At 70.6% G+C, this 22,486-nt stretch carries 25 protein-coding genes; 12 read left to right on the forward strand and 13 right to left on the reverse strand.

The features are described from left to right. The first annotated feature begins 83 nt into the window (after positions 1 to 83). Positions 84 to 512, forward strand: a complete 429-nt coding sequence (locus F3T56_RS06855) for a MarR family winged helix-turn-helix transcriptional regulator (RefSeq protein WP_149823798.1) — start codon at positions 84 to 86, stop codon at positions 510 to 512. Positions 513 to 659: 147 nt separating this feature from the next. Continuing rightward, on the forward strand, positions 660 to 1,040 hold the full coding sequence (locus F3T56_RS06860) for an anti-sigma factor antagonist (protein ID WP_149823799.1): 381 nt from the start codon (positions 660 to 662) through the stop codon (positions 1,038 to 1,040). Between the two features lie 36 nt (positions 1,041 to 1,076). Here the strand turns inward: F3T56_RS06860 and F3T56_RS06865 are convergent, their stop codons facing one another. Then, positions 1,077 to 2,030: a ribose-phosphate diphosphokinase gene (locus F3T56_RS06865; RefSeq protein ID WP_149823800.1), complete on the reverse strand. Its 954-nt coding sequence runs from the start codon at positions 2,028 to 2,030 to the stop codon at positions 1,077 to 1,079. Positions 2,031 to 2,240: 210 nt separating this feature from the next. On the opposite strand from F3T56_RS06865, the gene F3T56_RS06870 reads away from it, so the two are divergent. Next, positions 2,241 to 2,897, forward strand: coding sequence for a DUF4230 domain-containing protein (locus tag F3T56_RS06870; protein ID WP_149823801.1), 657 nt, complete (start codon positions 2,241 to 2,243; stop codon positions 2,895 to 2,897). 107 nt (positions 2,898 to 3,004) lie between these two features. Then, positions 3,005 to 3,619, forward strand: a complete 615-nt coding sequence (locus F3T56_RS06875) for a VanZ family protein (protein WP_149823802.1) — start codon at positions 3,005 to 3,007, stop codon at positions 3,617 to 3,619. Here the strand turns inward: F3T56_RS06875 and F3T56_RS06880 are convergent. Beyond that, the gene (locus F3T56_RS06880) at positions 3,600 to 3,836 is read right to left on the reverse strand and encodes a hypothetical protein (protein ID WP_149823803.1); all 237 of its coding nucleotides are present in this window, start codon (positions 3,834 to 3,836) and stop codon (positions 3,600 to 3,602) included. The two genes, F3T56_RS06875 and F3T56_RS06880, sit on opposite strands and share 20 nt — an antisense overlap. A 142-nt stretch (positions 3,837 to 3,978) precedes the next feature. Between F3T56_RS06880 and F3T56_RS06885 the strand changes: the two genes are divergently transcribed. Next, positions 3,979 to 5,022 carry a PHP domain-containing protein gene (locus tag F3T56_RS06885; protein WP_149823804.1) on the forward strand — a complete coding sequence of 348 codons (1,044 nt, stop codon included), beginning with the start codon at positions 3,979 to 3,981 and terminating at the stop codon, positions 5,020 to 5,022. A gap of 93 nt (positions 5,023 to 5,115) precedes the next feature. After that, positions 5,116 to 5,781, forward strand: a complete 666-nt coding sequence (locus tag F3T56_RS06890) for an HAD family hydrolase (RefSeq protein WP_149823805.1) — start codon at positions 5,116 to 5,118, stop codon at positions 5,779 to 5,781. 207 nt (positions 5,782 to 5,988) lie between these two features. On the opposite strand, the gene F3T56_RS06895 is transcribed toward F3T56_RS06890, so the two are convergent. Beyond that, positions 5,989 to 6,657 (reverse strand): M15 family metallopeptidase, encoded by a 669-nt coding sequence (locus F3T56_RS06895; RefSeq protein ID WP_149823806.1) that lies wholly within the window; start codon positions 6,655 to 6,657, stop codon positions 5,989 to 5,991. 170 nt (positions 6,658 to 6,827) lie between these two features. On the opposite strand from F3T56_RS06895, the gene F3T56_RS06900 reads away from it, so the two are divergent. Then, positions 6,828 to 7,856 carry an SDR family oxidoreductase gene (locus F3T56_RS06900; RefSeq protein WP_149823807.1) on the forward strand — a complete coding sequence of 343 codons (1,029 nt, stop codon included), beginning with the start codon at positions 6,828 to 6,830 and terminating at the stop codon, positions 7,854 to 7,856. A gap of 86 nt (positions 7,857 to 7,942) precedes the next feature. On the opposite strand, the gene F3T56_RS06905 is transcribed toward F3T56_RS06900, so the two are convergent. Together F3T56_RS06905 and F3T56_RS06910 are read right to left on the reverse strand one after the other, a co-directional pair. Beyond that, a complete protein-coding gene (locus tag F3T56_RS06905) occupies positions 7,943 to 8,197 on the reverse strand; it encodes a hypothetical protein (RefSeq protein ID WP_149823808.1) in 255 nt (84 codons plus the stop codon). 70 nt (positions 8,198 to 8,267) lie between these two features. Then, positions 8,268 to 9,242, reverse strand: a complete 975-nt coding sequence (locus F3T56_RS06910; protein ID WP_149823809.1) for a phosphotransferase family protein — start codon at positions 9,240 to 9,242, stop codon at positions 8,268 to 8,270. A 142-nt stretch (positions 9,243 to 9,384) separates the two neighbouring features. Between F3T56_RS06910 and F3T56_RS06915 the strand changes: the two genes are divergently transcribed. Continuing rightward, positions 9,385 to 9,879 carry an FBP domain-containing protein gene (locus F3T56_RS06915; RefSeq protein WP_149823810.1) on the forward strand — a complete coding sequence of 165 codons (495 nt, stop codon included), beginning with the start codon at positions 9,385 to 9,387 and terminating at the stop codon, positions 9,877 to 9,879. 9 nt (positions 9,880 to 9,888) lie between these two features. On the opposite strand, the gene F3T56_RS06920 is transcribed toward F3T56_RS06915, so the two are convergent. Continuing rightward, on the reverse strand, positions 9,889 to 11,223 hold the full coding sequence (locus tag F3T56_RS06920) for an erythromycin esterase family protein (RefSeq protein ID WP_149823811.1): 1,335 nt from the start codon (positions 11,221 to 11,223) through the stop codon (positions 9,889 to 9,891). A 128-nt stretch (positions 11,224 to 11,351) separates the two neighbouring features. On the opposite strand from F3T56_RS06920, the gene F3T56_RS06925 reads away from it, so the two are divergent. The 3 genes from F3T56_RS06925 (at position 11,352) to F3T56_RS06935 (ending at position 15,226) form a co-directional block, all read left to right on the forward strand. Then, on the forward strand, positions 11,352 to 12,623 hold the full coding sequence (locus F3T56_RS06925) for an FUSC family protein (RefSeq protein ID WP_149823812.1): 1,272 nt from the start codon (positions 11,352 to 11,354) through the stop codon (positions 12,621 to 12,623). A gap of 35 nt (positions 12,624 to 12,658) precedes the next feature. Next, on the forward strand, positions 12,659 to 13,798 hold the full coding sequence (locus tag F3T56_RS06930) for a hypothetical protein (protein WP_149823813.1): 1,140 nt from the start codon (positions 12,659 to 12,661) through the stop codon (positions 13,796 to 13,798). A gap of 171 nt (positions 13,799 to 13,969) precedes the next feature. Beyond that, positions 13,970 to 15,226 carry a lactonase family protein gene (locus tag F3T56_RS06935; protein ID WP_149823814.1) on the forward strand — a complete coding sequence of 419 codons (1,257 nt, stop codon included), beginning with the start codon at positions 13,970 to 13,972 and terminating at the stop codon, positions 15,224 to 15,226. On the opposite strand, the gene F3T56_RS06940 is transcribed toward F3T56_RS06935, so the two are convergent. Next, the gene (locus F3T56_RS06940) at positions 15,194 to 15,919 is read right to left on the reverse strand and encodes a DUF2470 domain-containing protein (protein WP_149823815.1); all 726 of its coding nucleotides are present in this window, start codon (positions 15,917 to 15,919) and stop codon (positions 15,194 to 15,196) included. The two genes, F3T56_RS06935 and F3T56_RS06940, sit on opposite strands and share 33 nt — an antisense overlap. Positions 15,920 to 16,034: 115 nt before the next feature. Then, positions 16,035 to 16,865 carry a pentapeptide repeat-containing protein gene (locus tag F3T56_RS06945; protein ID WP_149823816.1) on the reverse strand — a complete coding sequence of 277 codons (831 nt, stop codon included), beginning with the start codon at positions 16,863 to 16,865 and terminating at the stop codon, positions 16,035 to 16,037. A 124-nt stretch (positions 16,866 to 16,989) separates the two neighbouring features. Here F3T56_RS06945 and F3T56_RS06950 point away from each other — a divergent pair, with 124 nt between their 5' ends. Continuing rightward, a complete protein-coding gene (locus F3T56_RS06950) occupies positions 16,990 to 17,187 on the forward strand; it encodes a DUF5999 family protein (protein ID WP_149823817.1) in 198 nt (65 codons plus the stop codon). A gap of 22 nt (positions 17,188 to 17,209) precedes the next feature. Here the strand turns inward: F3T56_RS06950 and F3T56_RS06955 are convergent, their stop codons facing one another. From F3T56_RS06955 to F3T56_RS06975, 5 genes are all read right to left on the reverse strand, one after another. Continuing rightward, positions 17,210 to 17,728, reverse strand: coding sequence for a GNAT family N-acetyltransferase (locus F3T56_RS06955; RefSeq protein WP_149823818.1), 519 nt, complete (start codon positions 17,726 to 17,728; stop codon positions 17,210 to 17,212). Further along, the gene (locus F3T56_RS06960; protein ID WP_149823819.1) at positions 17,725 to 18,480 is read right to left on the reverse strand and encodes a PIG-L deacetylase family protein; all 756 of its coding nucleotides are present in this window, start codon (positions 18,478 to 18,480) and stop codon (positions 17,725 to 17,727) included. The genes F3T56_RS06955 and F3T56_RS06960 overlap by 4 nt, the downstream gene beginning before the upstream one ends. A gap of 54 nt (positions 18,481 to 18,534) precedes the next feature. Then, positions 18,535 to 19,836 (reverse strand): alpha/beta fold hydrolase, encoded by a 1,302-nt coding sequence (locus F3T56_RS06965; RefSeq protein ID WP_149823820.1) that lies wholly within the window; start codon positions 19,834 to 19,836, stop codon positions 18,535 to 18,537. A gap of 55 nt (positions 19,837 to 19,891) precedes the next feature. Continuing rightward, on the reverse strand, positions 19,892 to 20,917 hold the full coding sequence (locus tag F3T56_RS06970) for a LacI family DNA-binding transcriptional regulator (protein WP_149823821.1): 1,026 nt from the start codon (positions 20,915 to 20,917) through the stop codon (positions 19,892 to 19,894). 114 nt (positions 20,918 to 21,031) lie between these two features. Continuing rightward, positions 21,032 to 22,456: a BNR repeat-containing protein gene (locus F3T56_RS06975; RefSeq protein WP_149823822.1), complete on the reverse strand. Its 1,425-nt coding sequence runs from the start codon at positions 22,454 to 22,456 to the stop codon at positions 21,032 to 21,034. Between the last annotated feature and the right edge of the window lie 30 nt (positions 22,457 to 22,486).

Below are 22,486 nucleotides of genomic sequence, written 5' to 3' on the forward strand. Positions count from 1 at the left end.
ACTAAGTCTTCAACCAACAGGATTCCTGTTGGTTCGCAGTTTCATTACACACAGGTTTCCTGTCAATGCCTTACGCTGACCTCATGGTCGGCACCAAGGCACCCCCCTCCCTCCTGTACATGGTCAAGCAGGTCGAGCTGGTTGTCCGCTCACGCCTGGACGAGCTGGTCAAGCCGGCCGGGATCACGGCGCTGCAGTACACGTCCCTCACCGTCCTGGAGCGGCACGACGGCCTGTCGGCCGCCCAGCTCGCCCGCGACTCGTTCGTCACCGCCCAGTCCATCGCGGATCTCGTTCGAAGTCTCGAAAACCGCGGACTCGTCCGCCGGGAGCGCAATCCGCGCAACCGGCGCGAGCTGCTGATCCTGCTCACCGACGAGGGGCGCGAGCTGCTCGCCGAGGTCGCCGACCAAGTGCGTGACCTGGAGGAACGCATGATCAGCGACCTCACCGCACACCAGGCCGAGCAGTTCCGGCAGGCCCTGTCCAAGGCCTGGCAGGCGCTGTCGTAGGACACCCTGCGAAAAACTCCGGACAGGATGCCGAAGAAATCGAAGACATATGTCAATCGAACATGCTCAAATTCACTCTGACGGGGGTAACTTGCAGGGCGGGGACGGGATTTGGCCTCACGCGGGCCGGTTGGAGGGGATGCCGTCGTGTCGAACGACCCCACACCGCCCACGACCGGGTATCTGCGGGTCCGCACGGACCGCGGTCACACCGTGCTCGAACTGCACGGCGAGATCGACATCGCCGCGGCGGTGGAGATCATTCCGCATCTGGACGCGGTAACGGGTCGCCGTGACGCCCGGGTCGTGATCGACCTGCGCCACGTCGCGTTCTTCGACTGCTCCGGCCTGCGCCTGCTCTACCGCGCCCGGCAGCGGGTCCTCGACCGCGGCGGCGAGCTCCGCCTGGTCTGCACCCACCCGCTCACCCTGCGCGTCCTGAAGGTGACCGGCCTGTCCCGCCTGCTGCCGCCCGCGCCGACGCTGGACGCGGCCCTGGAACAGCCCGAGGCCACGTCCCACACGTGATGACCCACCACTCCGGCGGGCTCTGCGGTATCGGGTTCATTCACCGGGCGGCGCGTCGAACAGGGCGCTGACGGACTCGCCGTTGTGGATGCGGCGCACGGCCTCGGCGAGGGCGGGGGCGATGGAGAGGATCTTGAGCTTCTCGGTGCGCTCCTCGGCCGGGACGGGCACGGTGTTGGTGCACACGATCTCCAGTACGTCGGGCTGCTCGCCGATCCGCTTCAGGGCGCCTGCCGCGAAGAGTCCGTGGGTGCAGGCCACCCGGATCGAGCGCGGCCCCAACTCCCGCAGCCGCTGGAGGAGTTCGATGACCGTGCTGCCCTTGGCGATCTCGTCGTCGAGGACGATGACGTCCCGGCCCGCCACCTCGCCGATGACCGAGCTGATGCTCACCCGGTCGTCCGCGAACCGCTGCTTGGCGCCCGCGGCCACCCGCGCGCCGATCATCCGTGCGAACGCCGCCGCCTCCTTGGCGTTGCCGAGGTCCGGCGAGACGACCGTCGTCCGGGTCAGGTCGTACTGACGGAAGTGCGCGGTTAGTTCACGCAGCGCGTGCAGATGATCGACCGGCACCGAGAAGAAGCCGTGCACCTGCGGCGAGTGCAGCGTCATGGCGAGTACGCGACTGGCACCGGCCGAGACCAGCAGGTCGGCGACGAGCCGGCCGCCGATGGAGATGCGTGGGGCGTCCTTCTTGTCGGAGCGGGCGTACGAGTAGTGCGGCATGACCACGGTGATCCGGCCCGCGGAGGCGCCGCGCGCCGCGTCGCACATCAGCAGCAGCTCGACGAGGTGTTCCTGCACCGGCGCGACCAGCGGCTGCACCAGGAACACGTCCCGTTCCCGGCAGTTGGCCTGGAGCTGCACCTCCAGACAGTCGTTGGCGAACCGGCTCACCCGGGACGGGCTCAGCGGCACCCCGAGGTGCGCGCAGACCTCGTCCGCGAGTTCGGAGTGGGCGCTGCCGGTGAAAACGGCGATGTCACGCACGGTCGGCTCCTCGTATGAACATGATCATTACGGGCTGCGCGGCTCATGCTACTGGCCACCACCCGTACGCCGATTCGATACGGCGACCCGGACGGCACGCCCTCCAGGCCTACGTCCCGCCCTACGGCGAAGTGTGGAACAAACACCCAACTCGGCGTTCTTCCAAGGAGTTTGAGGGCATTTGTTGAAAGAGGAAGGAGGGCCGTCGACATGACGACGTCCATCAAGCGCACACGAGTGCCCGGCTGGGCCAAGCTGCTCACCGCCGTGATCATCCTCATAGTGGTGCTGCTGGCCGCGCTGCGGATGCTGGTGTTCGGAGGGCTGGACGACGTGTTCGGCACCGAGGAGCACGACCGCTCGGGGCCCACACTGCTGAAGTCCATCCAGGACATGAGCCGTTACGACGCCGCCTCCGGCAACTTCCAGGTGGTCGTCGACCTGGAGAAGGACGCCAAGTACCTGCCGGACGCGATCCGCGGCACCCGCACGCTGTACGTCGGCGCGGGCACCGTCGACGCCTACGTCGACCTCGGCAAGGTCGGCGAGAACGATGTGAAGGTCAACGAGGACCGCACGTCGGCCACCATCAACCTCCCCAAAGCCCAGCTGGGCAAGCCCGCCCTCGACACCGAGCACTCCTACGCCGTCTCCAAGCAGCGCGGTCTGCTCGACCGCCTCGGCGACCTGTTCTCCGACAACCCCAACAGCGAACAGGCCGTCCAGCGCCTCGCGGTCAAGCACATCGGCGACGCCGCGAAGCAGAGCCGGCTCACCGACCGCGCCGAGGCCAACACCACCGACATGCTCGAAGGCCTGCTGAAGTCCCTCGGCTTCAAGGAGGTGAAGGTGACATTCGCGGCCTGACGGGCGACTCCTGACCGTCCGGAGGAGGCTCGTGCGGGCGGGGATTTCGGTTGTTCCTCGTGGGTAACCACCTTGGGACAAAGGGAAGTTGAAACTGGGAGGGTTGCATGGCCCGTACCACGTCACGTTCCCGATCCACGACCCCCAAGCGCCGCTCGTCGGCGGCACCGCGCGGTCGCCGGCCGCTTCCGCTGCCCGTACGGCTGCTGGTGATGGCGCTGGCCTTCGCGGCCATGGTGTTGTTCGGCGCGGTGCTGGCCGGGCTCACGCTCCAGCCGTCCCCGGCATCGGAAGCCCTCACTCACAGCAACCTGCGACCCGGCAGTTCCCTGGAGCTCTACTGGCACCACCCCTCACCACGCGACGCGATCAAGCAGATCGGCGGGAACGTCCTGCTCGGCGTGCCCTTCGGGATCCTGCTGCCGGTACTGGCGCCCGGTGCTCACGGGCTGTTGCGGGTCCCCGCGCTGACCGCCGTGATGATGCTGCTGGTCGAGTTGGTCCAGGGCGCGGTCGTCACGGGCCGCGCGTTCGACATCGACGACGTCATCCTCAACACCACCGGGGCGCTGCTGGGTTACCTGCTGCTGGGGCGGCGCCTCGGGCGGGCCGTGCACGTACCACCGGGCGCCGCCCCGGCCCAGCCGAAAGCGCCACGGGGCGGCCTCGCCGGGCGCCTGCGCGGAATCCGCCGCAAGGGCGCTAGTGCAGCGACCAAGTGAACTTGTCGCCGCCCACCCAACGCACCTGGTCCGGGTCGTCGAGGTCGTGGACGACGATCCCGTACGCCGCCGCGGCCTCCAGCACGTCCGTCATCGCCTTCGCCTCGCCGACCACCTGGCCGTCGATCTCCACGATCCGGAACGGCGGCGTACCCGGCAGCACCCCGAGCACCATGACCCGGGGGTGGGAAATGTAGGGGCTCGCGATTTCCGTCATGTCTAGAGCGTAGAGCGGTTCAGCGGTGTGTGACCGGGCGAGGTCCGGCCGTCGGCGACCGGGCGAGCGTCCGGCCGGGTGAGTCCGGGTGTGCGGGTACCCGGTGACTGGGCGACGCTGGAAACCGGAGGCTGGAGGTGGCATGGATCCCGTCGAGGCCCTGGACCGGATCGCTTTCCTGCTGGAACGGGACCGGGCGCCCACCTATCGCGTACGGGCGTTCCGTACGGCGTCCGCCGTGCTGGAAGCCATGCCCGCGGACGAGGTGGCCGAGCGGGCGGCCACGGGCTCGCTGGAAAACCTGAAGGGGATCGGGCCGAAGACCGCGAAAGTGGTGCGGGAGGCGCTGGCCGGACAGGTGCCGGAGTATCTGCGGAAGCTGGAATCGGAGGCCGAGACCCCACTCACCGATCGCGGTGACCGGCTGATGGCCCTGATCAGGGGCGACTGCCATGTGCACTCGGACTGGTCGGACGGAGGCAGCGGAATCGAGGAGATGGGCCGGGCCGCCGCGCGCCTCGGGCACGAGTGGACGGTGCTCACCGATCACTCGCCCCACCTGACCGTCGCCCGCGGGCTGTCCGCGGACCGGCTGCGCGAGCAGCTCGACGTGGTGGCCGCGATCAACGAGCGGTGGGCGCCGTTCCGGCTGCTCACCGGTATCGAGTGCGACATCCTCGACGACGGCTCGCTGGACCAGGAGCCCGAGCTGCTGGACCGGCTCGACGTGGTCGTGGTGTCCGTGCACTCCAAGCTGCGGATGGACGCCCGTGCGATGACCCGTCGGATGGTCGCCGCCGTGCGCGACCCGCACTCCGATGTGCTCGGGCACTGCACGGGGCGGCTCGTCAGCGGGCGTGGGCGGCCCGAGTCGGAGTTCGACGCGGACGCGGTGTTCTCGGCGTGCGCGGAGACCGGGACGGCCGTGGAGATCAACTCCCGGCCCGAGCGGCTCGACCCGCCTCGGCGGTTGCTGCGGGAGGCCATGGAGGCGGGGGCGCTGTTCTCGATCGACACGGACGCGCATGCCCCGGGGCAGTTGACCTGGCAGATCCATGGGTGTGCTCGGGCGGAGGAGTGTGGGGTGCCGGCGGAGCGGGTGGTGACTGCTTGGGGGGTGGAGGAGGTGTTGGGGTGGGCTCGGGAGAGGGAGATTCCTTCTGGTTTGAGGGTGGGGGGCGCCTGAGAGCTCGGGGGGTTCGGTGCGTTCGCGGGTGCGGGCTGCGTGTGGTTGTTCGCGCAGTTCCCCGCGCCCCTGATTTGGTTGAGGTGGGTGTACATGGTGCGGGCTGCTGTGTTTGATGTCGACGGGACCCTTGTCGATACCAACCATCTGCATGTTGTTGCCTGGTGGGAGGCCTTTCGGCAGAGTGGGCGTCAGGTGGCGATGCATGACATCCATCGGGCGGTGGGGCTTCCGTCCGGGGATCTGATCACACATCTGCTGGGTGAGGAGATCGACCCGGACGAGACGGACGCCCTCAGTGCCGCGCACAAGAGTCTGTACGGGACGTACTTCGATCGGCTGCCCGCGCTGCCCGACGCGGGGCGGTTGTTGCGGCGGCTCGACGGTCAGGGGTGGAACGTGGTGCTGGCCACGTCGGCCGGTGGGTCGGAGCTGTCCGCGCTGCGTCGTGCGATCGGGGCGGACGATGCCATCGCGGCCACGGCGAGCGCCGACGACGTGGCCGAGGGCAAGCCCGCGCCGGACCCGGTCGAGCACGCGCTGGAGCTGGTCGGGGCCTCTCCCCAGCAATCGGTGTTCGTCGGCGACACGGTCTGGGACATGCGGGCCGGCGTCCGGGCGGGAGTGCGCTGTGTGGCGGTGCTCTGTGGTGGCATTCCGCGCGTCGAACTGGAGGCGGCCGGTGCGGAGGCGGTGTTCCGGAATCCGGCGCATCTGCTGGCCGCGCTGGCGGAGAGTCCGCTCGGGCGGGGGGAATGACCTGGTCAGGGCAGCTGTGGGCAACCTCGGACGACGTGACACAGATCACCGGCATTGTCCGGATCCGGAAGGAACAGTCGCTGGTACCTTCCCGTTGAACGAAGCGTGGGTACGGAGGGGACGCAGAGCGCCCCGCACGCCCCGCCGCAGACTGCCCCGACCGTGATTCCCCCGTCCGGTCGGGGCTTCTCTTTGTGCCAGGCCGCGTCAGGCTCGGTCCTCGTCCTCGCGTTCCCGCGGGCCGTACAGCGCGGCCGGTGCTCCCGTCATCAGGGCCCAGTAGCGGTCGCCGTACGACCAGTGCCACCACTCCGTCGGGTAGTTGACGAGGCCGGCCGCGGTGAGGGCGGCGCCGAGTGTCTCGCGGTGGGCGTGGGCCTCGGGGGTGATGTTCCCGGCGCCCGTGTAGCAGGCGCCGGAGCTCTCCTCGGGGCTGGCGTTGACCGGCGTACCGAAGTCGAGTTCACGGCCGTCGGCGTCGACGAGGGTCAGGTCCACGGCGGCGCCCGCCGAGTGCGGGGCGATCTCGGGCGGGGAGACATAGCGGCTGGCCGCCGCGCGTATGCGCTCGGCGTCCCAGTCGGGATGCAGGGCACGCATCTCGGCCGCGTACTGCTCGAAGTACGCGCGCTGCAGGGACGGCGGCCGGTACCCCTCGACGAACAGCAGCCGCAGCCCGTTCGGCAGCAGCGACTGGGCCTTGACCAGCCGGTCGAGCACGCCCGCGCGCAGCTGGGCGAAGGCCCCCGTGGCATCGGTCTTGCGCGCGTCGACCAGCAGGGGGCTGTCGCTGCGTACGTCGACGAGCGGCTCGTCGACGTCGTGGACGGGTACGGCCGCCACCTTCGGGTCGGACATCAGGATGATCTCGGTCATGGGCCGATCTTCTCGTGGGCGCGGCCTGTTTCCGCCGGGATTGACCAAGTGACTGTTGACCAAGTGACCACCGGGGTGACGACCGAACCCTGGGCGGAGGTCGCGTGCATCCGCCCGGTGCGGGTACTCGTGAGCCGCCCCGAGGATGCGCAGCGCTAGAGGAGCCGACCATGAGCGAGGCAGCCGGCCGCAGGATCGTGATCACTGGCGCCACCGGCAATGTCGGTACGAGTCTGGTGCGTCTGCTCGCGGAGGACGCACAGGTCGGTCAGGTGCGAGGACTGGCCCGTCGGGTTCCCGAGTGGACGCCCGCGAAGACGGAGTGGTCGGCCGTGGACCTCGGGTCCGAGGGCGCCGACCTGGTGAAGGAGTTCGAGGGGGCGGACGCGGTCGTCCATCTCGCCTGGGCGTTCCAGCCGACGCACGATCCGGCCGTGACCTGGCGGACCAATGTGCTGGGCGGTATCCGGGTCTTCGGGGCGGTGGCAGCGGCGAAGGTTCCGACGCTGGTGCACGCCTCGTCGGTCGGCGCGTACTCACCGGGTCCGAAGGATCACGCGGTCGAGGAGTCATGGCCCACGCACGGCTGGCCGGGCGCCGCGTACTGCCGGGAGAAGGCCTATCTTGAGCGTGCCCTGGACTCCTTCGAGTACGAACATCCGGGGGTCAGGGTGGTGCGGATGCGGCCCGCGTTCCTGTTCAAGCGGGAGTCGGCGAGCGAGCAGCGGCGTATCTTCGGCGGGCGCTTCCTGCCGGGGCCGCTGATGCGTCCCGAGCTGCTGCCGTTCATGCCCGACATCCCCGGCCTGAAGGTGCAGGCACTGCACACCGAGGACGCCGCCCAGGCGTACCGGCTGGCGCTGCACACCGATGTGCACGGCGCCTTCAACCTCGCGGCGGATCCGCCGGTGGACGCGGGGCTGCTCGGCGAGATGCTGGGCTCCCGTCCGCTGCGGATGCCTCGGGTCGCGGCGCGGTCCGCGGTCGCCGCCGCGTGGAACCTCCGGCTGCTGCCCGCCTCCCCGCACCTCTTCGACGCCGTACTGCGGCTGCCGCTGATGGACTGCACGAAGGCCCGCGCCGAACTGGGCTGGCGGCCCGAGCGCACGGCGGTGGAGGTGCTGGAGGAGTTCCTGGAGGGGCTGCGGCAGGGGGCCGGGGCGGAGACGGAGCCGCTTCGGGGGCGGAAGGTGGGGTGAGGGCTACCGGCGGACGGCGCCTGCCCGGGTCCCGCCGGGAAGGCGCCGAGTTCTTGGGCAGCCGGAAAACTGCGAGGGTCCCTGGGTCAGCCGGACGGCTCGTCCGGTACCGGCTGCTCGGGGTTGACGGCGCCCGACTGGGGTGCGCCCTGCCGACCTGTGCCCGCCTCGTCCGTGTCGGGCACGTCGGTGGCGGGCTCGCCGTCCTCCTCCTCGCCGTCGGAGCCCTGCGTCGAAGCGACCTCCCACGGGTCCTCGCCCTCGTTCGCCTGTTGATCGGGCAGATCCCTGGGGACGGGGTCACCGTTCTCGCCGGGACCCTCCAGCCGGTGATCGGTCACGGCGTGCTCCCTTCCTGTCGTGCGCCGGGAGCGGGTACCTCGACCTGATCGGCTCAAACCACGTGCCTGGTCAATCGCCCTCGCACAACTCGTCGAGGGCCGCCGTCAGCTGTGGCGCCACCTGCTCCCGCCGCCAGGCGCGGTGCCCGTCGTCCAGAGCGCGCGGTACCGACTCGATCAGCATGATCAGGTAGAGGTAGCTGCGGTAGAGGGCGTACCGTCGCCGGGCCGACGCGGTGAACTCGACGCCTCCGCCCGCCTCCTGATACCCCGCCAGGAAGTTCTCGTCCTGCCGGATGTCACCCAGCAGCGCGAGCGAGACGAAGTCCGCGATCGGGTCGCCCCAGAACATGCGCTCGCCGTCGATCAGGCCTCCCACCCGCACGGACTCGCCGCGCTCCACGAGGATGTTGCCGTCCCACAGGTCGAAATGGACCAGCCGCGGCACGGTCACCTCGTCCAGGCAGTCGTACGCGGCCTTCGCCGTACGGGCCACCTCGTCCACGGGCCGGGGCAGCCAGGCCCGGTAGCGGCGGGCGTCGTCCAGCAGGGCGTCGTACATGGCGGTGAAAGCGGTGCGCCAGTCGGGGGCGAGGGGCCCGAAGGTGCCGGACGGGTAGCCGAAGCCGGGGCCGGTCACCCGGTGGAGCCGGGCCACCATCCCGCCCAACTCCCGCCGCAGCGCGGCGACTTGGGCCGCCTCCAGGTTCTCCCACCCGGCGCCCGGGCAGTACGTCAGCAGAACGTGGCGGCCGGTTGGCGCGCTGTCGTCGAGGGCGGCTCCGACCACCCGTGGCGCGGGCACTCCCACCGTCTCGGCAGCTCGGCAGAACTCGGCCTCGCCGCCCAGCAGTTCACTCTCGTAGGCCATGCCGGGAGTGGTCGGCGGCGGGGGAATCTTGAGGACGAGGCGGGTGCCGTCGGTGAGGCGCAGTTCCTCGACGGTGTTGTACGTGCCACCGCCGAGCGGCTCCCGTTCGGCGAGGCTCTCCGGCGGCAGCCCCGCCGCCGCGAGGACGAGCCGAGCCCGCTCCCAGTCATCCACCACAGTCCCCCTCTGCCATAAACCGGTGTGCGGGCCCACTCTACGAAAACCTGTGGCCCCTTCACCAGATTGCCTATTAGCTTAGGCCGTAACCTAGGGATCCTAGGTTACGGCCATAGCTCTTCTCCCTGGAGGTCCACCCATGAAGCCGCTCACCGAGCAAGACATCCGCGCCTCGTTCGTCAACTGCTCCAAGGGCGAGGCGAAGCGGATCTCGCTGCCGCGCGATCTGGACCGACGTCCTTGGGACGACCTGGACTTCCTGGGCTGGCGCGACCCGGGCGCGCCCGATCGCAGCTATCTCGTCGCCGAACGCGCCGACGGGCTCGTCGGCGTCACCCTGCGCTTCCCGTCCGCGCAGCGCGGCTTCCTGCACCGGAGCATGTGCTCGCTGTGTCTCACGACGCACCGGGGCAACGGGGTCTCGCTGATGACGGCCCGCAAGGCGGGGGCGGCCGGGCGTGAGGGGAACTCGGTGGGCGTCTACATGTGCGCCGACCTGGCGTGTTCCCTGTACGTACGCGGCAAGAAGGCCCTCGACTCCGGGAGCCGTTTCGAGGAGAGCCTCACGACGGAGGAGCAGATCGCCCGGACGGTGGGCAATCTGTCCGCCTTCCTGAAGAAGCTGTACGGCTGAGCCCCGCCACTACCGGTCCCGCAGGCGCGCCGCTTCGATGTCGTGCAGATGGATCAGGACGTCGTGGTTGCGGGCGAGCGCGATGTCGTACTCCGGGTCGGGGTAGGCCGTACCGATGCTGCGCGTCGGTCGGGCCCGGACCAGCCAGGACCGGGCCGCTTCCGGAGTGGTCCGCAGGTCGACCACGTAGTCGCGGTACCGGACGCGGTCCAGTGTGTGCTCGTTGGTGCCCGGGCCCGCCGCGCCGACGGTGAAGCGCTGGACCTTTCCGTCGGGGCCGGTCGCGTTGAACGAGCCCCGGTCGAACGTGAACCCGACGCTGAGGTAGGCGTCACCGAGGCGGTCCCGCAGGAAGGCGCCCTGCATCCGGGGGTACTTGGCGGGGTCGTTCGACTCGTAGCCGACGTGGGCGTTGTGCGCCGACAGCAGGACCTTCGTGCCCGTGTGCTCCTGCCACCAGGCCGTGTTGTCCGCCATCACCTGGTCGCGGTAGCGCATGGCCTCCGCGAGCTGTGCCTCGTCGTCGAAGAAGTCGAACGCGAAGAAGCGCGCGACCTGGTCGACGACCGTGGCGTGCTGGACCGCCCAGTCGTACGCCGCCCGGTCCGCCCCCGGTGACCGCTTGCGCAGCAGCTCCAGGGCCTCGCCGGCCCGGGCCGCCATGTTCCGGCGCTCGGCGAGCGGCTTGGTCATGTACTGATTCATGTACTCGGCGAGGGGCACGGTGGGCCTCAGACCCCGGTACAGCTCGGCGAAACGGTCCCGAAGGTCGGGGTGGGCGCCGGCCACGTACTCGATGACCTTGTCGTACAGCTCGGGGCCGGCCCAGCCGAGGTCGTTGCCCATGAACTGGACCGGGTCCCGGGGATGCCGCTGGTTGTGGGCGCGCATCCACTCCAGGAGCGCCAGGAAGTCGGTGTTGTTCCACCAGAGGTAGTCGGCCTGGAACTCCACCCGCATGATCCGCCGTACGTCCCCCTTCCCGTACAGCACGTAGTCGTTGAGACGCAGGCCGGTGCTCCAGCTGCCCTCCAGGGCGAAGGTGCGGAACCCCTTGGTCTCGACGAGGTGGCGGAAGACCCGGTCCTTCATGGCGAAGAAGTCGTGCGAACTGTGCGTGGCCTCGCCGAGACCCACCACACGCGCGTCGCCGATCATGCGGTCGAGCGGACGTAAACCACGGGCGTTGCCGCGTGGTTCCACGGTGTCCAGCGGGTACGCGGCACGTTCGAGGGCGGAGACGACGGGACCCCCGGTCGTCGCCGCGGCGGGCGGGGCTCCTGCCGCCACGGTGCCGAGGCAGAGGAGCAGGGACAGTGCGATTGCGGACCGTTGCCATTTCATGATCCAAGGCTGTCCGCCGGACCGGTCGCACACCATCCGGCGGCCCACCGCTTCGAGGTGGGGAGAACCCCGGTTAAGGTCCTCGAACAATGCGTTCGATGAGGTGGCGGAAGGAAAGCAGCGCAAGGATGCGAGACGTACGTGGTGTGTGGGCCGCGGTCGGCCCCAGGGTCGCCCGATGGCGGCAGGATCCGGTGATCGTGCAGTCCGTGCGATCGGCGGCGGCCGCGACGGTGGCCTACGTGGTAGCCCTGCAGGTGAGCTCGGAGGCGGCGCCCCTGACGGCTCCGCTGACCGCGCTGCTCGTCGTCCAGGTCACTCTCTACGCCACGCTCACCAACGGCATCCGCCGCGTGAACTCGGTGGTGGCCGGCGTCGTCATCGCCATCGGCTTCAGCGTCCTGGTGGGTCTCACCTGGTGGAGCCTCGCCCTGCTGATCCTCGCCTCACTGGCCGTCGGCCATCTGGTGCGGGTCAGCGAGTACGTGCCCGAGGTGGCGATCAGCGCGATGCTGGTGCTCGGGGTGACCGAGGTCGGCGACACGGCGTGGGCCCGTGTGTTCGAGACGCTGATCGGCGCCGTCGTCGGGCTCGTCTTCAACTTCCTGTTCGCTCCCCCGGTGTGGGTCGAGGCGGCCGGTGAGTCCATCGAGGACCTGGCCCGCCGGATGCGGCGGCTGATGATCCGCGTCGGCGAGGAGGCCGCCGGCCGTACCCCCGTGGAGGCCGCGGAGGCCCACCTCGACGAGGCCCGCAAGCTCGACTTCGACATCGTCGAGGTGGACGCGGCCCTCAAACAGGCCGAGGAGAGCCTGAAGCTCAATCCGCGCGTACGGGAGGGTCTGCTGCACCGGGTCGTGCTGCGCACCGGTCTGGACACGCTGGAGATCTGCACGGTGGTCCTGAGGGTGCTGGCCCGTACGCTCACCGACCTAGCCCGGGAGCGGGAGCCCGAGCCGCTGTTCTCGCCCCAGGTGGGGGCGGCCATCGAACGGCTGCTGGCCGAGATCGGTGACGCGGTGGTCAGCTTCGCGGTGCTGGTCACCACCGATGTCAGCCGCAGCGCCGAGTCCGCGGAGGCCCGGCTGGCGGCCGAGCTGTCCACGGCCACCGCGACCCGCGACAAGCTGGCCCAACTACTGCTCGACGACATCCAGCGGGACCCCCGCCAGTGGCAGCTGCACGGTGCCGTGCTGACGGAGGTCAACCGCATGCTGGACGAGCTGGACACCGAGCACCGCTCCCAGCGGCTGCTGGAGGAGCTCGACCGTTGCACCCGTGAACAGCGCGAGCGCTCCCCGCGCCTCACGCGCCTCCGCGAGCACCTGCGCATCCCCTCTCCCCTTCGACGGAACCGGTCTTCGCGGAACCGGTCCGCCCTCACCGGACGTACTAAGTGACGAGGTACGACGCGATAGCGAGGGGAGCGTACGGAATGGCCGGCGGCGCCGTGCGGATCGACGGGACCACACTGCATCTGCCGGGCGGTGTGCAGGTGCGCTTCAAGCGCACGCTGCGCCTGCCCGAGACGGGTACGCACCAACTCCCGCCGGGGCTGGGCGACTTCCCGATCCGCCGGGTCGAGGACTACCCGCACACGGCCCCCGAGCAGATGCGGACGCGCGGCGGTGTGATGCTCCCGGTGTATCTGCGCGAGGCCATGTGGCTGCACTTCGGCGGTACGAAGGAACCGGCCGCGCTCCAGGTCGGCGTCGGCAAGGTGTGCGCGGTGTCGGGCAAGCCATGGAGCAGCACGCTCACCCGGAAGCCGCAGAACTATGTGGTGCTGCCGCGTCAGCCGTGGCTCGACGGCATCAACTCCGGCAAGGGCACGGTCCGCCAGTTCGTGGCCGTCCCGCTCGGGCTCGGCGCCACCGTCGAGGGCCAGGTCACCGGCGAGGAGGTGTTCGGCGGGGTCCAGCTCCAGTCCTTCCCGCTGAACGACAAGCAGCTCGCCGGGTGGCGGGAGCAGGAGCGGCTGCGCACCGAGCGGGAGCGGAACATGGGGCCGGTCGGTGGTTACGGCGGCCCGGTGCCGGCGGCCCCGATGCCTCCGCCCACGTACGGTGCCCCCATGCCTCCTGCGCCGGCCGGCGATCCGATGCCTCCGGGGGCGGCGATGCCGATGTCCGCGCCGGGCTCGGCCCCGATGGGCGGCGCTCCCGCGGCCCGGACCCGGGCTCCGGCCGCGATGGGCCTCGGGGTCGGCGGCTCGATGCGCCAGGAGGTCTACAAGGACGACTGGCCGAGCGGCAGCTGGGCCGAGCAGCCCGCGGGCCGGATCTTCGTGCACCTGGTCACACCGCCCGAGTGGCGTCGTATCACCGGCGAGGCCCCACCGCCGTCGCCCGTGGACCGCGCGGCCTACACCAAGGCCGGGCTCCCCTGGTTCGAGTACTACTCCGCCGACGAGGGTGCCGCCCACGACGTCGACCCGGCGGACACCCTCGGCGCGGTGAAGCCCGTCGGCGACTGGCTCGGCACGGACTTCGACCCGTGGCAGGCGCCCACTCCCGGCCAGGTGAAGCCACTCGGTGACGCGCCGGGCAGGCCGATCCAGGACGGCGACTGGTAGCGAACCCCGGCACGGGTCCCTCAGCGGATCCGGGCATCGCGCGGCGGATCGGCAGACCTCGGCGGCGGGCGTTGCATGGCGCGCAACGTCCGCCGTCGTTCTTTGCGCCGGACCGCTCGTACCCGTCAAGGTTGGGTGACGGACGGGAAGAGCGACGACCGAGGTGCGCGAATGACGAATGAGCCGGGACGGAATCCGGGCGGCTGGAGCAGGCGCCGAGTCCTGGGCATGCTGGCGGCGACGGCCGTGCCGGCGTCCCTGGCCGGTTGCTCCGGTTCCGACGGGACGACCGCCGGGCCCACGTCCTCCTCACCGGCGCGGGGCGCCTCGACGCCGACAGCACCCTCGGCGGCGGCGGAAGCGGGTGCACAAACGGCAACCCCGTCCCCCACCCCCTCCGGCCCCCGGCCGCTGTTCCTCGGCACGTACACCTCGGCCGACGGCGGCGGCACCGGCATCGGCGTCGCCACCTACGACGCCCGGAGCGGCCGTATCACGGGCAAGGGAACGATCTCCGGCGTCGGCGACCCGTCGTATCTCGCGGCGCATCCGGACCGACGGACGCTGTACGCCGTCAACGAGCGGGCGGAGGGCGGTGTGACCGCCGTACGGCTGTCGGACCGCAAGGTCCTCGGCACCCGGAGCAGCGGCGGCGAGGCCCCCTGCCACCTCTCGGTGCACCCGAGCGGGCGGTGGCTGCTGAGCGCCAACTACGGCACGGGCAGTGTCGCCGTGCACCCCGTCGAGGACTCGGGTGCCCTCGGCGAGCGCACGGATCTGGTCGTGCACCGCAGTCCGGCACCGGGCCCGGGCCAGGAGGGCCCGCACGCGCACTACATCGCCGCCGGCCCTGACGGCGGTCACGTCCTCGCCGTCGACCTGGGCACCGACACGGTGTACACCTACCGGCTGGACGAATCCCGGGGCACGCTGACCGAGGTGTCGCGCGCCCGGACACGGGCGGGGGCGGGTCCCCGGCACCTGACCTTCCATCCCGAGGGGCGATACGCCTATCTCGCCAACGAGGTCGACAACACGGTCGTGGTCTGCGCCTACGACCCGGGGAGCGGCAAGCTCACGCCTGGCGATCCACAGCCCACGGGGACGGGCTCGGGCACGAGCTATCCCGCGCAGCTCCTCGTGACGCCGAACGGCTCGTACGCGTATCTCGCCAACCGGGGGCACGACAGCCTGACGCGCTACGCGGTCGAGGAGTCGGGTGCCCGGCTGAGGCTCCTGGACACCGTGCCGGTGGGCGGGGAGTTCCCCCGTCAGATCGCCTTCTCACCGGACGGGAGCCTGCTGTTCGCCGCGCATCAGCGGTCGAGCACGGTCGGGGTCTTCCACGTCGACGCCGAGAGCGGTGAACTGCGGTCCGCGGGCGAGCCGTTCGCGTCACCCGTCGCCGTCTGTGCGCTGCCGCTGTAGGGCGCGGGGGCAGGAGGCGGCGGTGGCCTGGGTGAGCAGGATGTGCATGCGCTCGGTGAGCTGGGCCACGGTGTCGGCGGGCTTGTGGAACGTCAGGCGTACGTCGCCGTTGCCGCGGGCCCGCTCGATGCGCAGGGTGAGGCCGTGCCGGTCGACGGCGAGCGGCTGGACGCGTACGGCGCCGTGCAGGCTGTCGTGCGGGACGAGCCGGGTGAGGCGCTCGACGGCGTCGGGGTGCGCGTCGGCGAGGTGCGTCAGCAGATGGGACTCGGCCGTGACCAGCGGGTCGGGTGCGGCGGCGGCGAACTCGTCGAGGTCGACCACGACCGCGCCGGCCGGCTCGCGCAGCACGATCCGGGTGGGCTTGAACTCCAGGTCGCCGTCCTTGGGCGCGAACCAGCCGGCCAGCCAGAGCCGGGCGCGGATACGGTTGCGCACGGGGACGGGCGCGACGTCGGCGAACTCCAGCACGGCGGACGGCTCACCGCGCGGTGCGCAGATCGCGGCGGCGACGAGCGTACTGTCCTCGGGGACGCACAGGATCACCCGGCCGTCCTCGGTGACGGTGTGCGCGCCGACGAACTCCTCGCGGCCGCCCTCGGCGGTCACCGCACAGGACCACGCCGCCGCGAGCACCGAGCGGGCACGCTCCGCCGCGGCGGGCGCGGCCGTCCAGGTGTGACGGTCACCCATCCCAATACCTCCCTTAGGTAAGCCTTGCCTAACCTATCCGAGATCGGGGCGTACGCCAACCAGAACCCGCCAGTACATGAACTTCTGTTCGCCACAGCGGGGTGCGACCGCGGCGTCACGCCGCCCAGTGACCGGGGCGGGTGACCGACGTCGGAAGGCGCGTCCCGGCGCTGCCGCGGGCCGCGTTGAGTTGGGGCTGGGTGAGGAAGAAGGCGCCGGTGAGGTCGGCGTCTGTGAGATCGGTGTCGCGCAGGTCGGCGCCTATCAGATCCGCGCCACGCAGATCGGCACCGGTCAGGTCGGCGGCGATGAGGTAGGCGCCCCGGAGATTGGCCCGGCTGAGGTCGGCTCCCTTGAGGCGGGCGCCGATGAGGTCGGCGTTCCGGCGGTTCTTCTTGCGTCCGGCACCCGCCCGCATGAGTTCGCTGGTCCGCAACAGCAGCTCGTTGACCCGCTGCCGGTGTGCGGCAACGTCCAACTCCGCCAATTCCTGCGCTGTCCGCCCGGTCAGTTTCTCCGTCTCGTCCAGCATCCGGCGTACGTCGGCATGCACCGGCCGGGCGGCGCGAAGCGTCAGCGTCTCGGTCAAGTACCAGAGGAGCTCATGGAGTTGGCGTACGACGGGGAACACGTCGAACATCCGCCGGGCGTGCTCCCGGCCGCCCGTACGCCAGTTCCGGCCGCCGAAGGTGACCTGGGAGACCTTCTGCCCGGCGCCGAAGCAGTCGTAGACCGTGCAGCCGGTGAAGCCCGTGTCCCGGAGCCGGGTGTGGATCCCGCACCGGAAGTCGTCCCGCAGGTTCCCGCACGGCTTGCCCGCCGGCTTGTCGACGGCGAAGTCGGACGAGGCGGCGAAGGGCAGCGCCACGCAGCACAGCCCGAAGCAACTGCCGCAGTCCGCACGCAGATCACGCAGGTGGAGGACGTCACCGGATCTTTGTTCCATACGGTTCACCTTAACGAGAACTCACCGATGAGTTTTCGGGTCGGGAGGGGTCCCTAATACAACGGAAAACAAGCTGCGCTACGACTGAGGAAGCCACCTCGGACGCATCCCCTGAGGAGACATCATGTGCACGCACCGGCCCGCCTGTCCCAGCGCCGACAGTCCGCACCACCACACCGCCGCGATCGTCTCCGCCCACCCCGAGCAGGGCTGGAGCCTCCTGTGCAACGGCACCATCGTCTTCGACGACACCGGTGAACTCCTGCCGGACGGCAGTGTCGTCGCCCCGCAGCGGACGCTCGGTCACGCGCTCGCCGCCTGAATCGGACACGGCCGCGCGCGGGTCATGCGCGTGCGAGGTCCAGCCGCCAGTTGTTCGACACGCTCCACTGCCCGTTCGGATACTCGACGGACATCTCGCCGAGCAGCGTGAACCCGGCTTTGCGGCACACCGCGTTCGACGCGGCGTTCTCCACTCGGGGAAGCGCGTGCAGATAGCGGTGGGTGCCCGTGTCCCGGACTATGTCGACAACCGTGCGGGCGGCCCGTACGGCGAGGCCCCGGCCCTGGAACTCGGGCAGCACCTGCCAGCCGGTCTCCCACACCGTCTCGCCCTCCCACTCGTCGGCCCAGTAGCCGATCGACCCGACGGTCTCGCCGGTGTCGGAAAGCGTGATCCGGCACATCTGCCCCTCCGCCACCTCCAGATAGCGCCGGTGGCGGGCGACGAGTTCCTCCTCGGTCTCGGGGCCGCCCAGATACTGGGTCATCCTCGGGCTGTTGATCCGCCGGAGCAGCCAGAAGTCACCCTCCGACCAGGGCACAAGGCGCACCCCGCCCGAGTCGCCCTGACCGCCCGTCATCGGGCGAACACCTCGAAGGCCACCGCCGGTCTGCCGCCGAAGCGCTCCCCGGTGGTGCGTGCGTAGCCGGTGAGGAATTCCCGTACGTAGGTCTCCGGGTCCTGGCTCGTCAACGCTTCGATGTAAGTGCGGTGTTCCAGGAGGGAGGCGACCGCGCGGTCGAGGCCAGGTGTCGCGTCCACCGCGTGGGTGGGGGTCGAGGAACCGGCCACGGCGACCCAGCGGACGCCGTTCCAGGGCTCCAGACCCTGCTCCACGAGTTGCGGGAAGATCCAGCGGTTCCCGGCGTCGCCGGCGGCGTCCAGGGTGGCGCGGCCCACGGCCACATGGTCCGGGGTGTTCCAGGCGACGCCGCCCCAGGTGTCGCGGTGGTTGAGGGTGAGGACCAGTTCGGGGCGGTGTCTGCGGATGGCGGCCGCGATGTCCCGGCGCAGGGCGAGACCGTACTCGATCACGCCGTCCCTGTGGTCGAGGAACTCCACCTCGCTCACGCCCACGACGGCGGCGCCGGCCCGCTGCTCGCGCTCGCGCAGCGGGCCGCATTCGGCGGGCGGCAGGGTGTCGATGCCCGCCTCACCACGGGTGGCCAGGAGATACGCGACCTCGCGGCCGGCGTCGGTCCAGGCGGCGATGGCCGCCGAGCAGCCGTACTCGAGGTCGTCCGGGTGGGCCACTACGGCGAGGGCGCGCCGCCAGTCGTCGGGCATGGGTTTGAGCTGGTTCGGTTGCTCCTGCTGCGGGTCGTCGGTCATGGGCGCACAGTAGCCCGCACCACTGACAACGGGGCCCGGCTCACACGCCGTCCGTCACTCCTCGTCCCGCGTCAGGGCCAGCAGCCGGTCCAGTACGCGCGGTCCGCCGGCCCGTACGCCGTCGTGTTCGAACTCGTCGGTGACCCAGGTGCGCAGGCCCTTGATCGAGCGGGCCGTGCTGAGCGAGTGGGCGGTGTCGACGTACATGTCGTCGTGGTAGATCGCGGCGGCGACCGGGACGTCGTTGGCGGCGAGGCGGGCCGGGTCGTACAGGGGTGCCCAGTCGGTGCGGGCGGCCAGTTCCCCGGCGGTGTCGCGCAGGGGGCGCAGGGCCGGGTCGGTGTCGAAGGTCCAGGGGTGGACGGACTCTCCGGTGAACAGCAGCGGCCCGTCCCCGGTGAGCGTCTTGGCGGCGTCGAACTGCGGGAACTCGGCGCGTACCCGCTCGGCGGACCAGGCCGTGGGGCGCTCGCCCTGGCCGTAACAGGCCTCGTGGACAAGGGCGTAGAGCGGGTGTCCGGCGAACGACAGCAGGCTCTGGACCTCCTCCTGGAAGGCGTCGGACAGGGCGGGGCCCTGGGGGGTGGTGACGAAGGCGTCCTCCAGGAGGAAGTGCAGCCGGTGGCTGCCGTCGCCGCGGCCGAGGAGGATGCCGAGGGACTGGAAGGCCTCGACGGTGAGCCGGTAGCCGCCGTTCAGGACGGGCTCGTGTTCGAGGAGGTACCCGGCGATCCGGCGGGCCCGCTCCACGTCCTGCGGGTAGCGGGCATAGTGCGCGGCGACCTTGCGTTCGATGCGCGGGTAGGCGGCGCGGTAGACGTCGTCGGCGTGACCGTCCAGGGTCGGCAGGCCGCCGGTGATGACGGCGGTGTTCAGGCCCTCGGGCGCGGTGGAGAGGTAGGTGACCGTGCAGAAGCCGCCGAAGCTCTGGCCAAGGACGGTCCAGGGGGCGCCGCCGGTGACCTCGGGGCGGATGGCCTCGCAGTCGCGGACGATGGAGTCGGCGCGGAAGTGGGCGAGGTAGTCGGCCTGTTCACGGGGGCCGCCGCGCAGCGGGAGCGTCTGGCGGTTGGCGGGGGTGGAGGCGCCGGTGCCGCGCTGGTCGAGGAGCAGCACCCGGTACTCCTTCAGGGCCCGCTCCAGCCAGGCCTGACGGCCGATGAAACGGTTCGCTCCGAAGCCGGGGCCGCCCTGGAGGTAGACCAGCCAGGGCAGTTCGGCGTCCGTCTTGTCGCTCGCGACGACCTCGCGCGCGTAGAGCTCGATCCGCTCCCCCGCCGGGTCGTCGTGGTCGAGGGGGACGGTGAAGCGACGGTCGGTGAGCACGACACCGGGCTGCCGGTAGCTGACGGACAACAGGGCTCCTTGGACTGACGGTTTCCGGGCCGTGGTCCAGTCCAGCACAGATTGTTCAGCGTGCCGAGAGGCTGGAGCGCCGTACCACCAGCTCCGGTTGGAGCACGACCCGCCGGTGCTCGTGCCGCTCGGGCGCGATCTCGGCCTCGGTCTCCTCCAGGAGCAGTTCGGCGGCGAGGGCCCCCATGGTGACCGCGGGCTGCCGTACGGAGGTGAGGGGGACGGCGGCCGCGGCGGCGAACTCGATGTCGTCGTAGCCGACGATGGCGAGGTCGTCCGGGACGCTCACGCCGGCCGCGTACATGGCCTGGAGCACGCCGAGGGCGAGCAGGTCGTTGGCGCAGAAGACGGCGGTCGGGCGGTCGGCGAGGCCGAGGAGGCGGGCGCCCGCGTCACGGCCGGCGGCCACGTCGAGGCGCTCGGTGGGCAGTTCACGCAGGGCGCCCGGGCCGAGCCCCGCCTCCTGCAGGGCGTTCAGGGCGCCCGTACGGCGGTCGCGGACCTGGTTGAGACCCGCCGGTCCGCTGACGTACGCGATGGAGCGGTGGCCGGCGTCGACCAGATGCCGTACGGCGAGCGCGCCGCCCGCCACGTCGTCGACGGACACCGAGCACTCGGTGGTGCCCTCGGCGACCCGGTCGACGAGGACGAAGGGGATGCCGTGCCGGCGGAACGCATTGATGTTGCGCCCGGTGGCGTCGGCGGGCGTGAGCAGGACGCCCCGCACCCGCTGCTCGGCGAAGAGCGCCAGATACTCGGACTCCTCGCCCGCGCTCTGCGCGCTGTTACAGACCATCACGCCGAGCCCGGCGTCACGCGCGGCCCGCTCGGCACCGCGCGCGACGTCGACGAAGAAGGGGTTGCCCATGTCGAGCACCAGCAGCCCCATGATGCGGCTGCGCCCCGCCCGCAGCTGGCGCGCCGACTCGCTGCGGACATAGCCGAGGCGGTCGATCGCGGCCAGCACACGGGCCCGGGTCCCGGAGGCCACCGAATCCGGCCGGTTGATGACGTTGGACACCGTGCCGACGGAGACTCCGGCGGCCGCGGCGACGTCCTTGATACCCACCGACTGCGACATCGGAAGGGGACCTCCAGGAAGGTGCGGGACGGCGGGCATACGTTCACATTACCTGCGGGCCACACAGAAATGGCCCGGTCAGGTGCAGGAACGCACGTTCCCGTCGTACGGGGATCAGGCGGGCAGTGCGAAGTCGATGACGCGGAGTGCGGACGGCGTCGTACCGGTGGACTTCACCTGGTACAAGACCGACAGGACATTGTCCTGGGCGATCCGCATCTCGTCGAAGACGACCTCACCGAAGGCGTTGAGCCCGGAGCCGTCGAACAGGATCCTCCAGTCGGTGTGTCCGGAGGCCGCCGAGGCACCGGCGATCCGGCCGAACGGGAAGATCGCGTAGGCGTTGTTGTACTTGTCCATGACCAGCTTGGTGCGCTGGCTGGAGTTCAGCGGCACCGGTATCTCGGTCTTCGCCCAGGCGCCGGAGGAGCTCTTGCGGACGAGGAAGGCACGGCCGTTGGCCGTTCGGTCGGCGACGTAGCCCGTCGTGCACTGGCCGAAACGGCCGGGGACGTAGCTGATGATGGCGTGCGGACGGCCGGCGGAGTCGGTCCACTGGCTTTCCTGGTTCATCAGCGAATGGTCCGGGTTGAGCGCGTCCACGACGAGGCCCGCGTCGGTGACGGAGACCTTGTCGGAGCCGCCGGTGGTGCCGACGACGGCGCCCGCGTTGTTGCGCCAGGTGCGGCCCAGGTCGTCCGAGTAGACGTAGCCCGTGTCGTGGTTGGTGATGCCGCCGCCGTTGCACATCACGGCGCCGTTCTGCTCACGCCACGTGAACATGGCGTGCAGGCGCCCGTTGCGGTCGTAGTCGATGCCGTGCAGGTACATGTTGCGGGCCGTCGAGGAGCCGTGCTCGCTGGTGTACGTGCCGGTGGAGGACGTCCACTCGCCGAGGTTGGTCCAGGAGGTGCCGTTGTACTCGGCGATGGCGTTGCGGCCGTTGCCCGAGATGCCGGCGCGGTAGCTCAGCTGGAGCTTGCCGTCGGGCATCGAGATGAACTGCGGGTACGTGAACTGCGAGGTGAGCGCGAGCCCGTCCAGGGTGGACTGCGGGGCGCCGAAGCGGCTCGTGGTCCAGCTCAGCCCGGCCGGGTTGTCCATCAGGCCGGCCACGGACTTGACGTAGGTGAAGCCGTCGCTGTGCGAGTCCATGTTGAGGTGCAGCCGGCCGTCGACCTTGGAGACGCCCATCGAGATGACGTTGTGGGAGTCGTTGTAGCGCAGCGTGTGGCCGACCTTGACGGTGGACCAGGTGCTGGAGCCGAGGACGCGGCGGCCGACGACGGCGTTGCGGTCGGCGGTGTACCAGACGGCGTACTGGTAGCCCTTGTAGGTGAGCAGAGCGTTCTTCTGGAACGCGTTGTTGTTGACCAGGCCGTCGTACGACACGAAGAAGATGGCCTGGCTGTCGAGCAGCGTGTTGCCGGTCTGGGTGACGGAGGGACCGGGGTCGGCGGCGCTGGCGGTGGCCGAGCCCAGGGCGGGGGTCACCACGGCACCGGCGAGGGCGGCGCCCAGCAGCGTACGTCTCTTCATCTCGGGGACTCCATTGTCGAGCGAGGTGGG

Origin of the sequence: Streptomyces tailanensis (assembly GCF_008386495.1) — a bacterium.
Lineage (GTDB): Bacteria > Actinomycetota > Actinomycetes > Streptomycetales > Streptomycetaceae > Streptomyces > Streptomyces tailanensis.

Bases quoted from the DNA above. Each gene is read 5' to 3' on its own strand.
- F3T56_RS06855 (WP_149823798.1), top strand. From the start codon at position 84: ATGGTCGGCACCAAGGCACCCCCCTCCCTCCTGTACATGGTCAAGCAG.
- F3T56_RS06870 (WP_149823801.1), top strand. From the start codon at position 2,241: ATGACGACGTCCATCAAGCGCACACGAGTGCCCGGCTGGGCCAAGCTG.
- F3T56_RS06875 (WP_149823802.1), top strand. From the start codon at position 3,005: ATGGCCCGTACCACGTCACGTTCCCGATCCACGACCCCCAAGCGCCGC.
- F3T56_RS06880 (WP_149823803.1), bottom strand. From the start codon at position 3,836: ATGACGGAAATCGCGAGCCCCTACATTTCCCACCCCCGGGTCATGGTG.
- F3T56_RS06885 (WP_149823804.1), top strand. From the start codon at position 3,979: ATGGATCCCGTCGAGGCCCTGGACCGGATCGCTTTCCTGCTGGAACGG.
- F3T56_RS06890 (WP_149823805.1), top strand. From the start codon at position 5,116: ATGGTGCGGGCTGCTGTGTTTGATGTCGACGGGACCCTTGTCGATACC.
- F3T56_RS06895 (WP_149823806.1), bottom strand. From the start codon at position 6,657: ATGACCGAGATCATCCTGATGTCCGACCCGAAGGTGGCGGCCGTACCC.
- F3T56_RS06900 (WP_149823807.1), top strand. From the start codon at position 6,828: ATGAGCGAGGCAGCCGGCCGCAGGATCGTGATCACTGGCGCCACCGGC.
- F3T56_RS06915 (WP_149823810.1), top strand. From the start codon at position 9,385: ATGAAGCCGCTCACCGAGCAAGACATCCGCGCCTCGTTCGTCAACTGC.
- F3T56_RS06920 (WP_149823811.1), bottom strand. From the start codon at position 11,223: ATGAAATGGCAACGGTCCGCAATCGCACTGTCCCTGCTCCTCTGCCTC.
- F3T56_RS06925 (WP_149823812.1), top strand. From the start codon at position 11,352: ATGCGAGACGTACGTGGTGTGTGGGCCGCGGTCGGCCCCAGGGTCGCC.
- F3T56_RS06930 (WP_149823813.1), top strand. From the start codon at position 12,659: ATGGCCGGCGGCGCCGTGCGGATCGACGGGACCACACTGCATCTGCCG.
- F3T56_RS06935 (WP_149823814.1), top strand. From the start codon at position 13,970: ATGACGAATGAGCCGGGACGGAATCCGGGCGGCTGGAGCAGGCGCCGA.
- F3T56_RS06940 (WP_149823815.1), bottom strand. From the start codon at position 15,919: ATGGGTGACCGTCACACCTGGACGGCCGCGCCCGCCGCGGCGGAGCGT.
- F3T56_RS06945 (WP_149823816.1), bottom strand. From the start codon at position 16,865: ATGGAACAAAGATCCGGTGACGTCCTCCACCTGCGTGATCTGCGTGCG.
- F3T56_RS06950 (WP_149823817.1), top strand. From the start codon at position 16,990: ATGTGCACGCACCGGCCCGCCTGTCCCAGCGCCGACAGTCCGCACCAC.
- F3T56_RS06955 (WP_149823818.1), bottom strand. From the start codon at position 17,728: ATGACGGGCGGTCAGGGCGACTCGGGCGGGGTGCGCCTTGTGCCCTGG.
- F3T56_RS06960 (WP_149823819.1), bottom strand. From the start codon at position 18,480: ATGACCGACGACCCGCAGCAGGAGCAACCGAACCAGCTCAAACCCATG.
- F3T56_RS06970 (WP_149823821.1), bottom strand. From the start codon at position 20,917: ATGTCGCAGTCGGTGGGTATCAAGGACGTCGCCGCGGCCGCCGGAGTC.
- F3T56_RS06975 (WP_149823822.1), bottom strand. From the start codon at position 22,456: ATGAAGAGACGTACGCTGCTGGGCGCCGCCCTCGCCGGTGCCGTGGTG.